The organism is Nostoc sp. (assembly GCF_036917315.1).
In the GTDB taxonomy this organism is placed as follows: Bacteria; Cyanobacteriota; Cyanobacteriia; order Cyanobacteriales; family Nostocaceae; genus Nostoc.
The window spans coordinates 41,552-57,323 of the sequence record NZ_JBALDR010000064.1 but is presented as its reverse complement, the minus strand read 5'-3'; the positions used below and the strand labels follow the sequence as shown (position 1 = coordinate 57,323).

Genomic DNA, 15,772 nt, shown 5'->3' with positions numbered 1-15,772 from the left:
ACTAATGACTAATGACCAATGACTAATGACTAATGACCAATGACTAAACTGTAAAAAAGTCTTCTTCTGCCCAAGGTGGTGCTGCATCTTTAGCCACCATTGTGAGTAAGGCGTAGTCTTTTTTGTTCACCCCTGGCGGTAATTCTTTGGGAACTCCCATTACTGTTTGGGTTTTAAATACGGTTCCGGGTTTGAGATCAAAGAAGGGAAATTCTGGTTCTGTGCAACCTAAACAAGGCATCCCAGCGCGAGTTTTGGAAGAGACGCGGTTCCATAAGATGCGGTTGCAGGAAGAATGAGTCATGGGCCCACGACAACCCAAGTCATAAAATAGGCAGCCTTTACGCTGACCAAATTCGGCGGTTGATGCTTTGTAGGCAAAGTGGACGTTACGGGTACAACCTGTTTGAGTATAGGTGTTGAAGAAGGTTTGGGGACGATTTAGTTCGTCGAAAGCAATGTCTGCTATGCGTCCAGTAGCGATCGCAACTAATATCTGCGTAATCCAGTCGGGATGGGCGGGACATCCAGGTATATTGATTACAGGTAATCCAGCTTGTGAGAGAAAATCTTTCCCTAAAAAGCCGCCTTCTTGACGTTTGAGAAATTGTAAACCTTCCGATTCGCTGGGGTTGGGTGACATGGCGGGAATTCCTCCCCAGGTTGCACAGTCTCCCACGGCGACAATAAATTTAGCAACTTTGGCGAGGTCTGCTAACCAATCTTTCATGGCGCGATCGGCAAACCGATTCCATTCACCAGTGCCGTTGGGGGCGTTAACAACACTGCCTTCAAATACCAAGATATCTAGGGGAATTGTCCCAGAAATGCAATCCCGCAGCAGTGTTTGCAAGTTGTTGCCTAGTTCAACTCCCAAGGAAGGATGCCAAAGTAAATTGATGCCAAAGTCGGCAATTAAATCGCAGACTGTCGGTTCTTCGGCATTGAGAAATGACATGGTGTTGCCTGAACAAGCACCACCTTGTAGCCATAGTACGTTAGTCATCGGCTATGCATTTTTCTATTGTTTACCATGCATGATGTAGGTGATAATGCTTGTAAAGTCTCACCTGCTTATCAATATTTATTTTTTTATTTTAAGATATTTTTTTATTTAATTCACTTTCATTAAAAAAGAATTAATCATTAGCAATAGCTTACATTTAATTAAGATTATTTTAAATTAATATGTCTATTAAATATGTTACATATTTAACACATCAAAATATTTAAAATAAAATTATTTTTTGTTTTTAATTACTGGCGTTCAACAACCTTAACAATTGATTGCGGTTAAAACTATGAGATTATTAATCACAATTACTACCAACTATTAATCCGTGCGAAAGGATGAGTATTTTAAACCGTCACATTTTAATGCAATAACCGAGTCAAATTCAGCAAAATATCGGGGCGCAAGATTTTGCGCCCCGTCAGGTATATATCAATTGTTTTAAGATTTTGGTTGTGCAGCTTGCCTAACAACTTGTTCGTCCAAGCCTAAGCCTTGAGCTATCTGCTTAATACTCAACCCAAACGCTAATAACTGAGGTATCGCTTCTAACTTACCTTCTTGTTTAGCTTCTTCAAAAACTTCTTGCTTACCTTCTTTTTTACCCTCTTCAAAAACATCTTGGAAAAATCTAGTTTGCCTCAAGCCATTTAATTCAAACATTTTTCCTATCTTCTCCTGGCTCAATCGCGGCAACTTGTAGATTAATATCGTCTCTATTAAACGTACTGTTAAGCCTTCGCGCACCCTATTGTTTTAGGATTTCGGTTGTGCGGCTTGCCTAACAACTTGTTCATCCAAACCTAACGCTTGAGCTATCTGCTCAATACTTAAACCCAATGCTAATAACTGAGGTATCGTTTCTAACTTAGCTTCTTGCCTACCTTCTTGTTTCCCTTCTTGTCTACCTTCCTGTTTCCCTTCTTGTTTCCCTTCTGCAAAAACATCTTGGTAAAATCTAGTTTGCTTTAACTCATTTAATCCAAACATTTTTCCGATCTCCTCCTGGGTCAATCGCGGTAACTTGTAGATTAATATCGTCTCTATCAATTGTATAATTTCCCTAATAGTAGCGACATCTAGAATTTGCTCTCTAGCAGTGTTGACTATTTCGATCGCTCTTGTTGTCGCAGTTGATTCGGGTTCGATGATGAGTTTAACTGTCTCTATGCCGATTGATGATGTCTCAATTGAGCTTAATTCGTCAAGATAGACGCGAGTCACTCGTTGTGAGTTGAGTAATTCGGTATATCTTTCGGTATCTCCAGTATCAACGCTACGGTTGGGGTAGATGACAACACCACGCCAATTGTTGGTTAATTCGGTTTTGTCGAGATAGTTAAAGATTTCGGTAAATAAACGCGAGTAGAACTTTTTGTCTGGTTGAAATTGCACTTCGGCAAAATAAATGGGTAGTTCTGCTGCATTTGGGAGGAAAACGCCATCGATTCTAAAAGCTAGTTGTTTGACTTCTACTGAAGAAAATTGGTAAACACTAGCTAGTTGGGGCGGTTGGTTAATCAGTTCAAAGAAAGTAGTGGGGATACTCTGAAAGATCCGATAGAAGATGCTGTCTGTTTTCAAGGAGCTTGTTTTACAGTTGATGAATATATTTTACACTTCGACGATCCCGTGGCGAATCTTTGGAGTATACAAAAATTAGCTGGTAAAATACTGCATATATGTATGTCAACAATTCAATAAAGAATATTTGGGTTGTGTCGAGTGATGATACAAAAAGTATTTTAAAAATATTAGGTGTTTAAAGCTGACATTAATATTAGCAATTTCCCCCTAGAATTTTAGAAATAGGGTGTTTTATAGTAAAAAAATTGATTGGGCATGGGGTATTGGATATTGGACATGGGATCGACTCTTTCCCTAGTCCTTAATCATTAGCCCTAGTCTCAGACAAAAAGGGGAATTCCGCCTAAAGGACTCGAAGCCTGCGTAAATCAGTATAGCCCGTGATGAAATGCGATCGCGTGTTTCGATCGTTCATGGGTGTTGGACTCAATTCCCAATTGGCTAGAGTACGGCAGAGTTATGAACCCCAGCATTACAGATTCGGCGGTGAAGGCTGCGGTAGCAGCTGTTGCATCGGAGTCAGCTTCAGCAGAAGAAAAAATCCAAATGCTGATTGAGATCGCACAGGGTTTTCAAAAAAAGCCCAAAACTGCCCAAGACTTGCGAAATGCAGTTGGCTTATATTACCGGGCTTATGAAATGTGTGGTGAGGAGTATCCCCTACTAAAAGCCAGGGCGCAAGTGGGGATGTCAGGGACATTACAAGCAATACCGGATGCTGATTACCAACTGCTGACGCAAGCGAAAGCAGGTTATGAAGAAGCACTGCCAATTTTACAGGAATTAGCTTCACCAGAGGAAGTAGCAGAGACACAGATGAATTTTGGGCTAGTGTTGCAGTCACTAGTGCCATTCAATTTGGCGCGGATAACCGACAGCATCCAGGCTTATCATGAGGCTTTGCGAGTGTTTACTTGGGAAGATTACCCCCAAGAATACGCGATTTTATATAACAATATTGCGATCGCTTACCTTTCTATGCCACTGGCATCAGAACGGGAATACTTGCGTCAAGGGTTAGCTGTGCAATCATTTGAGGTCGCACTCAAGCATATTAATCTGATTGACCATCCCAGAGAATATGCCATGTTGCAAAACAACTTGGGTAACGCTTTGCAATATTTAGTGAGTTCCCATCCTGTGGAAAATAACTTACGTGCGATCGCAGCTTACGATGAAGCGCTAAAAGTGCGTAATTTCAAAGATACACCTCTAGAATACGCTAACACAATTTCAAACAAAGCCAACGCCTTATTCAACTTACCCGATGACTCAGAAAAGCCAGAAGCGGGTAATCTTAATAATCTCTCAAAAGCTCGTGTTTACTATCAACAAGCCTTAGAAATATTTACCCAAAATCAACAAATCGAACAAGCAGAGATAGTAGCCCAAGCTTTACAAGATATTGAAGCCGAAATAGGGCATTGAGCATTGATTATTCTCCCTCATCCACCCCCTCATCATAAGGAGAACAAAACAGCATGAGAGATATTTTAACAAACCCTTCTCTGAGAGATTTTCTCACAAGTTTAGCAGATGGTGACTTGAACATAGCAACAGGATTAGTGTGGATAGTCATAGCAACAGCCTTGTCTATGGTTGGTGGTGCTATTGGTGGAATGCTGTTAGCTGGAAAAGATATCGGCTATCAGTTTTCAGCAATGCTTGGTGCATTATTTGCCCCTGCTGGTGTAATTCCTGCTATTCTCTTAGGGTTTGTAATCTTAAATTTATTGACAAAATATTAGGAGTCAACATGTTAGAAATTGGATGGTTTTCTGCGAAGTTATTTTTAAAAGGAAAATTACTGCGCGATCCAATGTATTTTGTTCAACGAACTGCTATTGCTACTGCTGTAGGTTCGTTACTACTAGTGTTGTTTGCACAAATCGACATTCCTTTCTACTTACCAATAACATTATCTAGCCTCGTGACAGGCTTGATTATGCCATTTCTCCTCAAAGATTTCAAAATGAAGTAATTTATCATTGGTCATTTATGAATAACCAATGCCCCTATTCTGAGTAATGAGTAATGAGTATAGGACTTACGCACACTCTACGAATTCTCGGCGCTCTTGGCGTCTTGGCGGTTCGATAAATTAAGCTTTTTAGCAATTTTTGCGTAAGTCCTAGAGTGGTGAGTGGGAAATCTCACTTATTTACTCAGCACTGGAAATGGGCTAAACGCCCTGCAACTGCTAACGGAACTCTGAACTATTTTGCCCAATGACTAATGACTAATGACTAATGACAAACCTTGAAGAATTAATTCAGGAAATTAACCGCTTTGAGGCAATTATATCCGACTGGGATGAAAGCCAACGATGTGTAGCAGTCGGTCTAAAAAGAGCAATTGAAGCTTTGCACAAAGCAGCATTGACTAGTTTAATAAAAAGCCTCAAGCAAGAATCAATGTCAGGTTTGCGTCATGCTGTAACTGATGAAGTCGTATACGCAGTGCTGCTTTATCACGAACTAGTAAAACCACCAAAACCACCATTAGCACAGCGAATCCAAACAGCCCTTGAAGAAGTTCGCCCAGGCTTAAAAAGCCATAATGGAGATGTAGAACTAGTAGCAATTAAGCCCCCAGATACAGTAGAAGTCAAATTAATCGGAACTTGCAGCAGTTGTCCGGTTTCTACTTTAACTTTATCTCAGGGAGTAGAACAGGCAATCAAAAATTATTGTCCCGAAATTACCAAAGTAGTTGCGGTCAATAATAACCCTGTTGTTAACAATGCAAGTTTTGGTTTAATTAGTCCATTTTCATCAAAAATAACCTCTACTTGGATCAAAGTAGCAACTATCGATCAGGTTCCTGAATTTACTGTATTGGCAGTACAACTTTCTGGTAATTCTCTGATTTTATACCGTCAAGGTATTACAATAAAATGTTACCGAAATGCTTGTCCTCATCTAGGATCTGCTCTAGATAAAGGTAAATTTGAAAATGGTATTATCAGCTGTCCTTCTCACGGATTTCAGTACAAGTTAGAAACAGGTGAATGCTTAACAGCACCGGATGTTTCACTTCAGTCCTATCCGGTAAAAATTAAAGACGATAAGATTTTTGTAAAACTGCAACAATCATGATGCAAAGCTAACATACAACAGTTCTCTTTTGCATGAATTACAAAAACTAAGGGTTTTGAGGTAAAAAGCAGATTCGGATAAGCAGGGGGAGTTATACCAATTCTGTATGAAGATGCACATAATAATACGTGTATACACTATCGAATTACAACCAGTCTGTCGAATTACCCCACCCTAACCCTCCCCTTATAAAGGGGAGGGAACTGGATTTCTTGTTTCCCCCCAATGTATCGGGGGGATTAAGGGGGGTAAATCGACATTTACTTGCAAATTTCTATATCAGCAAATATACTCGGCAATTAGAAAATCACAGCTAATTTGCTTTTTCATATCAGTATTTTGCACATTCACTTTAGTCTTTAGTGTAAGCAAAAGGTCTAAATGCTTTGTCAATAGACCAGATTTTTTTCTGATTTATGTAATTAAGTTGTTCATTTTAGGGTTTTGAGAAAGCAAAATCAACTTTGACTTACTCAAAATGCCCTTTGACTTACTCATTTTGGTGTTTTCCGCAAGTCAAATCAACTTTGACTTACTAAAAATACCTTTTGACTTACTCATTTTAGTGTTTTCCGCAAGTCAAATGAGCTTTGACTTACTCATTTTGGTGTTCTCCGCAAGTCAAACTAACTTTCACTTACTCAAAATGCCTTTTGACTTTCTTTTTTCAGTACATCGCGCACTCATGCCAAAAATTGCATTGTAGTAAAAGCTACTGGCGGAAAACTATAATTATTTTAGATTAATTAATACGGAAATTTATTAAAATTTTTCACTTAATTTGAAAAAAACATAATGCAAAATTGTTACTGTTGTTACACGCTAATCAACATTAATGTTTTTAAATAATTATCAGCGTCTATCTGCGGTTCATGGATATCCCAATCAAAATTAATCCCATATCACAATTACCGCTAGAAGCAACAGAAATTTCTCAATATTTACCTCTATCACCTCAAGGTGCAGAGGTAATTTTAGGCAACATTATTGAACCACAACAATTAGTGATACCTGTAGCACCTAGTCCCACAACAATGTTTGGGCCTCGTGGTGCTTGTTTGTTATCAAAAACCGGCCCTTTATGGGTATCAGATACCGGACATCATCGATTATTAGGATGGAAAAAATTACCCACACGAGATAGTCAACCTGCTGATTGGGTAATTGGACAACCTGATTTTTATCATGAAGGACAAAATGCTAAAAGTACACCGGGAAGTGCAACCTTAAGTGTACCAACAGGGGTTTGTGCTTGTGGTGAAGGGTTAGCCGTAGCAGATGCTTGGAATCATCGAGTTTTAATTTGGAAAAACTTACCAGAAGATAACAATGTTCCAGCCGATTTGGTGTTAGGACAAGCTAATTTTATCGATAATGAACCAAATCGGGGAAGTCAACAAGCATCCGCCAGTACAATGCATTGGCCTTATGGTGTTTTCTATCATCAAGGACGGCTATTTATTGCCGATACTGGTAATCGGAGGGTATTAATTTGGCATCAGTTACCAACAGAAAATGGTCAACCTGCTGATGTAGTTTTGGGACAACCAGATATGATATCTCGCAATGAAAACGGCGGTGCTTCTGCAACCGCAGCGAGTATGCGTTGGTGTCACGATATTACCCTTTGGGGAGAAAATTTGGTTGTCAGCGATGCAGGTAATCATCGAGTGATGATTTGGCAGGGAATACCAACAGAAAATAATACCCCTTGTGCAGTGGTTTTAGGACAAAAAAGCTTTGATTGTGTGGAAATGAATCAAGGGGTTTATTATCCTAGTGCTAGTAGTTTGAGTATGCCTTATGGTGTTGGGGTGGCTGGCGACTGGTTAGTAGTTGCAGATACTGCTAATTCTCGGTTGTTAGGATGGAGAAAGCTAGAATCAATTTTATCACTGCAAGGTGCAGTGACAGATGGGTTAGCAGGACAAATAAATTTTCAAAGTAAAGGTGAAAATCGTAATTTTGGACTACCAAAAAGAGATAGCTTAAATTGGTGTTACGGGATAAAAATTTGTGGCAATACAGCAGTGATAGCTGATTCTGGAAATAACCGAATTTTGCTGTGGCAGTTTAACTATGCCGACTGAAGAAATTAGAGTTCGCGGTACTGTTCAAGGAGTAGGATTTCGCCCTACTGTCTATCGTCTGGCTAAAGCCTGTGATTTGCGTGGAGATGTTTGTAATGATGGACAAGGTGTATTAATTCGGGTATCGGGTAGTGAGAAAGCAATAACAGAATTTGTTGCCAGATTGCAAATAGAATGTCCAACTTTGGCAAGAATTAATCAACTAACAAGAATTATTTCTGAAAGTGAATTGAAATTTGATAATTTTGTAATTTCTAGTAGTGTCAATAATGCTATTAAAACAGAAATTACCCCTGATGCAGCCACTTGTCCACAGTGTCAGAAAGAAATATTCGACCCCTTTAGCCGCTTTTTCCGTTACCCCTTTACTAATTGCACTCATTGCGGCCCCCGCCTGAGTATTATTCGTGCCATTCCTTATGACAGATGCAATACCAGTATGTCTGCGTTTGCCGTATGTTCAGAATGTGGAAAGGAATACCATGATGTCGAAAATCGCCGTTTTCACGCCCAACCTGTCGCTTGTCATGTTTGCGGCCCCACAGCTTGGTTAGAACGCGCTGATGGAAAATCGGTTACTGCTTCCATGTTTTCGATGTTGGATGATGTAGATGCTGTTTGTACATTGTTGCAAAAAGGTGAGATTGTGGCAATTAAGGGGTTAGGTGGTATTCATCTAGCTTGCGATGCAACACAGGAAACCGTTGTACAAAAACTACGTCAGCGTAAAAAGCGCTATCATAAACCCTTTGCTTTAATGGCGCGGGATATTGAAATAATCGAACAATATTGTATTGTCAACGCCAAAGAAAAAGAATTATTAACCAGTTCTGCTGCACCAATTGTTTTATTACAAGCTTCAGATAAAAAACAATTAGCATCGTCAGTAGCATCAGGGCAAAGTAGCCTCGGTTTCATGCTTCCTTATACGCCCCTGCATCATTTAATTCTGCGGCGGATGAATCGCCCAATTGTTTTAACAAGTGGCAATATTGCTGATGAACCACAATGTATTGATAATGACGAGGCAAGAGAAAAATTAGGAACAATTGCTGATTATTTTCTCTTTCACAATCGAGAGATTATTAATCGGGTAGATGATTCGGTTGTGCGTGTTCTTGGCGATAAAGTTCAAACAATTCGCCGTGCCAGAGGATATGCACCAGCATCAATTAGTTTACCACTAGGATTTCAGAATGTTCCGCAAATTTTAGCAATGGGTAGTGAGTTAAAAAATACCTTTTGCTTATTGCGTGAAGGAGAAGCAATTGTCTCTCAACATCTAGGAAATTTAGAAAATGCTGCCGCTTTCAACGCTTACAAAGAAACTTTAAATTTATACTTAAATTTATTTGAGCATCAACCAGAAATAATTGCCATTGATAAACATCCTGAATATCTCTCAAGCAAACTTGGTAAACAACTTGCAAACACAAATAAAATCAAAGTTTATCCAGTTCAACATCATCATGCCCATATCGCCGCTTGTATGGCTGAAAATGAAATTCCTTTAGATTCACCTCCAATATTAGGTATCGCTTTAGATGGTTTAGGTTACGGCGACGATGGCACACTCTGGGGTGGAGAATTTCTTTTAGCAGATTACCGGAAATTTCAACGCCTAGCAACATTTAAACCAGTAGCAATGATTGGTGGCGAACAAGCTATTTATCAGCCTTGGCGTAATACTTATGCCCAATTATTAGCTGCTAATCTTTGGGATGATTGCGAACAAAAATATACTGATTTAGAAATATTTAAGTTTTTGAAAAACAAGCCACTTAAGCTACTCAATCAACTTATAGAGAAAGGGATTAACTCTCCTCCAGCTTCATCAGTGGGGCGATTGTTCGATGCAGTGGCAGCGGCTATCGGTATTTATAGAGAGGAATGTAGCTATGAAGGACAGGCTGCGATCGCAATGGAAGCTATAGTAGATGTTAGCAGCTTAAATAATGATAAAGAAACGCTAATCTATCCTTTTAACTTTAGCATTTCAGATAGTATTTACTGTATAGACCCGCGTCCAATGTGGCAAGCCTTGCTAAATGACTTACAGCAGCAGATTCCCCAACCGATTATGGCTGCCAAATTCCACCAAGGTTTAGCTAATGCGATTGTGGAAATGGTTAAGCATCTTAGTCAAGAGAATCTGATTAATCAGGTAGCTTTAACAGGAGGAGTATTTCAAAATTGTATATTGTTAGAGCAAATTACCAAAAGATTACAAACATTGGGAATAAAAGTACTGACTCACAGCTTAGTTCCAGCTAATGACGGCGGCTTATCTTTAGGACAAGCAGTGATTGCAGCCGCACAATTAATACATGAGTGTTGATATTTGACAATCTTTTTCTCACAAATAATTCTCTCTGCGTTCTCCGCGCCTCTGTGGTTAATTTATCCTAAAAAATAACAAAATGTGTTTAGGAATCCCCGGACAAATTGTAGAAATTACCAACGCTAACCACAAATTAGCCATAGTTAACATTGGTGGTGTCAAGCGCGAAGTAAACATTGCTTGTATCGTAGACGAACAACATCCCCCCGAAGCTTGTATTGGCGATTGGGTATTAGTACATGTTGGCTTTGCCATGAATCGAATTAACGAACAAGAAGCAGCAGAAACATTACAACTATTCCAAGAATTAGCAGCAGCACAAGCAGGAATTAGTACTTAACGAACCGCAGAGGCGCAGAGGGCACAGAGAGTAGAAAGAAATACTTAACTCAGCCGTATTGACATAAAGCTTACTATTCCCAAATCCTTATGAAATATGTTGACGAATTCCGCGAACCGGAAAAAGCAGAAGCCATACTCCGCGAAATTACCAAATTAAGCCACCAGCTAGAAAAACCCATCAAAATCATGGAAGTATGTGGGGGACATACCCATTCCATATTTAAATACGGCATCGAAGAAATATTACCCCAAACCATCGAACTAATTCATGGGCCTGGTTGTCCAGTATGCGTGATGCCAAAAGGGAGATTAGATGATGCGATCGCAATCTCTCAAAATCATAACGTCATTTTTGCTACCTTTGGCGATGCCATGCGAGTTCCCGGTTCCAACACAACATTACTGCAAGCCAGGGCACAAGGTGCAGACATCCGTATGGTGTACTCTCCCCTAGATAGCCTGCAAATTGCCAGAGATAACCCCGACAAAGAAATAGTCTTCTTCGCCTTAGGCTTTGAAACCACAGCCCCCAGCACCGCCTTCACCATCTTGCAAGCAGCAGCCGAAAAAATTCCTAACTTTAGTATGTTTAGCAATCACGTCCTCGTGATTCCCGCCCTCAAAGCACTACTAGATAATCCCGATTTACAATTAGATGGATTTGTTGGCCCTGGCCATGTCAGTATGGTAATTGGCACCGACCCATATCAATTTATTTCCCAACAATATAATAAACCAATTGTCGTATCAGGATTTGAACCCTTAGATATTCTCCAATCAATTTGGATGCTATTGCAACAGTTAGTAGAAAATCGTTGTGAAGTTGAAAATCAATATAACCGAATTGTAGAAAAAACTGGGAACACAGTAGCCCTCCAAGCCATAAATAAAGTTTTCGCCGTCCGAGATAGTTTTGATTGGCGCGGCTTAGGTGACATTCCCTATTCAGGATTACAAATTCAACCTGAATATGCCCAATTTGATGCCGAACTTAAATTTACCATTCCTAACCTCAAAGTAGCCGACCATAAAGCTTGTAAATGTGGAGAAATTCTCAAAGGAGTCTTAAAACCTTGGGAGTGCAAAGTATTCGGTACAGCTTGCACACCAGAAACACCCATTGGCACTTGCATGGTATCTTCCGAAGGTGCTTGTGCAGCCTATTACAAATACGGGCGACTCTCCACAATTGCCAAAAGAACAATCACCCAAAAACCAAAAATAACTCAAGAACCTCTCCCCGCCTGCGGCTTCTCCTCAGACTAAATACTCCGCGTACCTCCGCGCTTCCCTTTGCGTTCCTTTGCGTTTAAAAAAAATTTAATATGAATTTCCCCCCCACAAACCCAATAAAAAATCCCCTATTCCAAAAAATAGAACAAGTCCGCCGCCGCCAAAATAAAGTGCAAGACATTCATATAACTCTCGCACATGGCAGCGGTGGTAAAGCCATGCGTGATTTAATAGATGATATCTTTGTCAGCAATTTTGATAACCCAATTCTCTCCCAACTAGAAGACCAAGCCAGCTTCAACTTAGCCAGTCTCATGCAACAAGGAGACAGACTCGCATTTACAACAGATTCTTATGTAGTAGACCCGTTATTTTTCCCCGGTAGCGATATAGGAGAATTAGCTGTAAACGGTACAGTTAATGATTTAGCTGTCAGCGGTGCTAAACCTTTATATCTAACTTGCAGCGTCATTTTAGAAGAAGGATTACCTGTTGAAACCTTACGCCGTGTCGCAAACAGTATGAAAGCAGCCGCAGAAAAAGCTGGTGTTCAAATTATTACTGGTGACACAAAAGTTGTACATCGAGGTGCTGCCGATAAACTCTTTATTAATACTGCTGGTATTGGTATCATCCCACGAGGAGTTAACATTTCTGCCCATAACATTAAACCTGGAGATGCCATAATAATTAATGGTGAAATAGGCAATCATGGAACAGCAATTTTAATTGCCCGTGGAGAATTAGCTTTAGAAACTAGTATTGAAAGTGATTGTCAGCCATTGCATAGTTTAGTAGAAACTATTCTCCAAGTATGTCCCCAAGTTCATGCTATGCGAGATGCTACACGCGGTGGTTTAGCTACAGTACTAAATGAATTCGCCCTCAGTTCCGATGTGGGAATTCGTCTCTTTGAAGAATCTATCCCAGTGCGTGAAGAAGTCAACGGAGTTTGCGAAATTCTCGGTTTAGACCCATTGTATTTAGCAAATGAAGGTAAATTAGTTGTGGTGGTTCCAAAAAAGAATGCTGAAAATGTTTTATCAGCTATGAAATCCCACCCAGCAGGCAAACATGCTTGTATTATTGGCGAAGTTATTACCTCACCCCCAGGTATCGTATTATTAAAAACAGCTTTTGGTGCTGAAAGAATTGTTGATATGTTAGTAGGCGACCAATTACCACGAATTTGTTAATCTTTAATAGATTTTATAATATGCACGAATTTGGAATTACTCAAAATATTGTGGCAATTGTGACTGAACATGCCAAAGGTGCAAAAGTGCAGCGAGTTTTATTAGAAATTGGTAAACTTTCAGCCATTATGCCCGATGCTATCCGATTTTGTTTTGATATTTGCACTCAGGGTACAGTTTTAGAAGGGGCGACATTAGAAATTTTAGAAATTCCAGGTTTAGGGAGATGTCGCCAATGTGGTGCAGAAGTTTATTTAGATAAACCGTTCGGAATCTGTAACTGCGGTAGCGTGCAATTAGATTTAATTACTGGTGAAGAACTTAAAATTAAAGAAATAGAAATAGAGGAATTATGTGTGTAACCTGCGGTTGTTCTGATGATGGCGAAACTAAAATTACCAATCTAGAAACAGGTGAAGCTGAACATAACCACCATCATCATACTCATACTTTACCAGATGGTACTGTCATCACTCACTCCCACAGTCATGACACTCATATAGAAGCGCCTCAAATTCATGCCAAAATACACAACACAACAATATCTTTAGAACAGGATATTTTATCAAAAAATAACCTACTAGCTGCCCAAAATCGGGGATGGTTTAAAGGTCGCAATATTCTCGCTTTAAATTTAATGAGTTCTCCCGGTGCTGGAAAAACAACTCTTTTAACGCGAACTATCAATGATTTAAAGCATCAATTATCTATTAGTGTCATTGAAGGCGACCAAGAAACTGCTAACGATGCCAAAAAAATTAAAGAAACAGGTTCTAAAGTCATCCAAATAAATACTGGAACAGGCTGTCATTTAGATGCCTCAATGATAGAAAGAGGTTTACAACAACTGAATCCACCACTGAATTCAGTTGTGATGATTGAAAATGTCGGAAATTTGGTTTGTCCAGCCTTATTTGATTTGGGAGAACAGGCAAAAGTCGTGATTCTCTCCGTCACGGAGGGAGAAGATAAGCCGCTAAAATACCCACATATGTTTCGTGCTAGTGATGTAATGATTCTCACTAAAATTGATTTACTGCCTTATGTAAATTTTGATGTTAAAAAATGCATAGAATATGCTAAAGAAGTAAATCCCAACATTAATATTTTTCAGGTTTCTGCAACTACTGGTGCTGGGTTAGAAAATTGGTATGCATGGCTAACTCTACCGTTATAATACAATACGGTTCAGTTAAGGGTTATTGGTGTAGGTACTTGGTCTTTGAAGACGCGATAAATCGCGTCTCTACATGAGGGTTTTGGGCTTATCTGAACCGTATTGCGTTATAATAAGCAGTCTGTGCCTCTCTGTGCTTTCCTTTGCGTTTAAATAAAAACCTATCATCACAAAAATAACTAACTGACAAAATATCTCTGCGGGTTGATAAAAATTGCAACACCCTGTACTTTAAAAGTGCAGGGTGTTAGACAGCGATAAAGATGATTCCCAGTTTCTATTTACCTCAAAGCCAATCTCGATAAGCAGATATTTCATTTACGCTGATTTCAAACGGCGTCCCCTTTCCAAATGGCGGATAAACGCGGATTTTGCCATTGCTAACAAACCGCTCTAACCTATTACCTAACTGGGGAATATTGCTGACAATATGCCAGTAAGATACTAAGTCAGGGCAATCAATAATTAATGTGAGGATGCTAGCATTTGTTGTGAGATACCACTGACAATTAGATAATAGGACTCGCGTAATGCGATCGCAAGCTAGATAAAAGCATCTGCCAGTAGACTGTTCTAGCTCCATTTGCAGCATTCCATCCTCTTTAGTTACCTCAGCGGGAGGTAAATCATCGGGAGGAAGCAAGTATAGTTTAGAAGACATAATTTCGCACCTCTTGGTTGTAGCGCGTCAAACTGTCCAGGTTTTTTTGCAAATCCGCAGACGAGGGTTTGAGTGCTAGCGTACCTAAATTTAATTCGTCCTGAAATTTCTTAATTTTGTCTCGACAAGTCTCCACATCACCGATAATTGAATTCTCAATCAAATAATCTTCATCGAAACAAATATTTGTGCGGTCGAATGGTTTTTGGTTGTGATTCGCACTATTTTTCAATACTTCAGCCGAATTAGCTTTCATTTTCTGGCTAAATTTCCGAACGAAAGGTAACGCTTCACTCACCGCCTCATCGTATGTTTTGCCAACAAAAAAGAAGCGTGCCAGCACGAAATTTTCCGCACCACTAGAATTTAAGGCTCGATATTTGGTAACAGTATCCTTCAATCTCTCTAGGGAAAATGGCGGCCCACCCATCAAGCTGAAGGAATGTTTAGCAGCCAACTCGATACCATCATCGCCGCCAGTAGCAACATACACTGGTATTTGACTTTGCAATGGTTTTGGGTAAATCGTTAAGCGATCGCATTGATAATATTGCCCATTAAATGATACATCAGTTTCATATAACAGCTTGTGAATCAATGCGATCGCCTCTAGCATCTTGGGACGGGATTCACTTGGGAGGGTCGCAAAATGCTTATTTTGTTGAGGAAAGGGGCCGCCTTTGGCAACTCCAAATAATAATCGTCCATTACACAGATTATCCAAAGTGGCAATATCTTCCGCAACCCGAATCGGGTTATGGAATGGCAGCAACACCGCCGCAGTGCCTAATTGGATAGTTGAAGTCAATCCCGCCAAATGTGCCATTAACACCAACATGGACGGGCTGAGATTAGATTCACTAAAATGGTGTTCGCTCACCCACGCTTCCTCAAAACCTAAGCTTTCTGCCTGTTTTACCAGTGCAACTTGCTCAAAGATGGCACGACGAGCATCTTGGTGAAAATTATCGTAATTGCAGAAAATTCCAGTTTTCATTACTTGCGTTGATACTTTGTATTCACCGTAGGTGCTGG

Annotated in this window: 16 protein-coding genes; 11 read left to right on the top strand and 5 right to left on the bottom strand. The window is 39.8% G+C overall.

The annotated features are described in order from the left end of the window. Window positions 1-43 precede the first annotated feature (43 nt). The 3 genes from V7K84_RS29385 to V7K84_RS29375 all read right to left on the bottom strand — a co-directional run bounded on the left by V7K84_RS29385 (window position 44) and on the right by V7K84_RS29375 (window position 2,596). Window positions 44-1,006, bottom strand: a complete 963-nt coding sequence (locus tag V7K84_RS29385) for a hydrogenase small subunit (RefSeq protein WP_292716383.1) — start codon at window positions 1,004-1,006, stop codon at window positions 44-46. A gap of 447 nt (window positions 1,007-1,453) precedes the next feature. Next, window positions 1,454-1,675, bottom strand: coding sequence for a hypothetical protein (locus V7K84_RS29380; protein WP_334843431.1), 222 nt, complete (start codon window positions 1,673-1,675; stop codon window positions 1,454-1,456). Window positions 1,676-1,768: 93 nt separating this feature from the next. Further along, complete coding sequence (locus tag V7K84_RS29375) at window positions 1,769-2,596, bottom strand: Rpn family recombination-promoting nuclease/putative transposase (RefSeq protein WP_334843429.1); 828 nt, start codon at window positions 2,594-2,596, stop codon at window positions 1,769-1,771. 462 nt (window positions 2,597-3,058) lie between these two features. Between V7K84_RS29375 and V7K84_RS29370 the strand changes: the two genes are divergently transcribed. The 11 genes from V7K84_RS29370 (at window position 3,059) to hypB (ending at window position 14,076) form a co-directional block, all read left to right on the top strand. Continuing rightward, a complete protein-coding gene (locus tag V7K84_RS29370) occupies window positions 3,059-4,027 on the top strand; it encodes a hypothetical protein (RefSeq protein ID WP_334843762.1) in 969 nt (322 codons plus the stop codon). A 53-nt stretch (window positions 4,028-4,080) separates the two neighbouring features. Next, window positions 4,081-4,347 carry a hypothetical protein gene (locus V7K84_RS29365; RefSeq protein WP_334843428.1) on the top strand — a complete coding sequence of 89 codons (267 nt, stop codon included), beginning with the start codon at window positions 4,081-4,083 and terminating at the stop codon, window positions 4,345-4,347. Window positions 4,348-4,355: 8 nt separating this feature from the next. Beyond that, a complete protein-coding gene (locus V7K84_RS29360) occupies window positions 4,356-4,580 on the top strand; it encodes a hypothetical protein (RefSeq protein WP_334843426.1) in 225 nt (74 codons plus the stop codon). Window positions 4,581-4,848: 268 nt separating this feature from the next. Then, entirely contained in the window at window positions 4,849-5,697 is an 849-nt protein-coding gene (locus V7K84_RS29355) for a NifU family protein (protein WP_334843424.1), read from the top strand. Window positions 5,698-6,569: 872 nt separating this feature from the next. Further along, window positions 6,570-7,787 carry a hypothetical protein gene (locus V7K84_RS29350; protein WP_334843422.1) on the top strand — a complete coding sequence of 406 codons (1,218 nt, stop codon included), beginning with the start codon at window positions 6,570-6,572 and terminating at the stop codon, window positions 7,785-7,787. Beyond that, window positions 7,777-10,125, top strand: a complete 2,349-nt coding sequence (hypF, locus tag V7K84_RS29345) for a carbamoyltransferase HypF (protein ID WP_334843421.1) — start codon at window positions 7,777-7,779, stop codon at window positions 10,123-10,125. Before V7K84_RS29350 ends, hypF begins: the two co-directional genes overlap by 11 nt. Window positions 10,126-10,207: 82 nt before the next feature. After that, window positions 10,208-10,468, top strand: coding sequence for a HypC/HybG/HupF family hydrogenase formation chaperone (locus V7K84_RS29340; RefSeq protein ID WP_334843419.1), 261 nt, complete (start codon window positions 10,208-10,210; stop codon window positions 10,466-10,468). A gap of 89 nt (window positions 10,469-10,557) precedes the next feature. Then, entirely contained in the window at window positions 10,558-11,736 is a 1,179-nt protein-coding gene (hypD, locus tag V7K84_RS29335) for a hydrogenase formation protein HypD (protein WP_334843417.1), read from the top strand. 59 nt (window positions 11,737-11,795) lie between these two features. Beyond that, window positions 11,796-12,899, top strand: a complete 1,104-nt coding sequence (gene hypE / locus V7K84_RS29330; RefSeq protein WP_334843415.1) for a hydrogenase expression/formation protein HypE — start codon at window positions 11,796-11,798, stop codon at window positions 12,897-12,899. Window positions 12,900-12,919: 20 nt separating this feature from the next. After that, window positions 12,920-13,261 (top strand): hydrogenase maturation nickel metallochaperone HypA, encoded by a 342-nt coding sequence (gene hypA / locus V7K84_RS29325; protein WP_334843413.1) that lies wholly within the window; start codon window positions 12,920-12,922, stop codon window positions 13,259-13,261. Continuing rightward, a complete protein-coding gene (hypB, locus tag V7K84_RS29320; protein ID WP_334843410.1) occupies window positions 13,252-14,076 on the top strand; it encodes a hydrogenase nickel incorporation protein HypB in 825 nt (274 codons plus the stop codon). The genes hypA and hypB overlap by 10 nt, the downstream gene beginning before the upstream one ends. Window positions 14,077-14,362: 286 nt before the next feature. On the opposite strand, the gene V7K84_RS29315 is transcribed toward hypB, so the two are convergent. Beyond that, window positions 14,363-14,737, bottom strand: a complete 375-nt coding sequence (locus V7K84_RS29315) for a hypothetical protein (RefSeq protein WP_334843409.1) — start codon at window positions 14,735-14,737, stop codon at window positions 14,363-14,365. Beyond that, on the bottom strand, window positions 14,727-15,734 hold the full coding sequence (locus tag V7K84_RS29310; protein WP_334843407.1) for an LLM class flavin-dependent oxidoreductase: 1,008 nt from the start codon (window positions 15,732-15,734) through the stop codon (window positions 14,727-14,729). The genes V7K84_RS29315 and V7K84_RS29310 overlap by 11 nt, the downstream gene beginning before the upstream one ends. Window positions 15,735-15,772 lie beyond the last annotated feature (38 nt).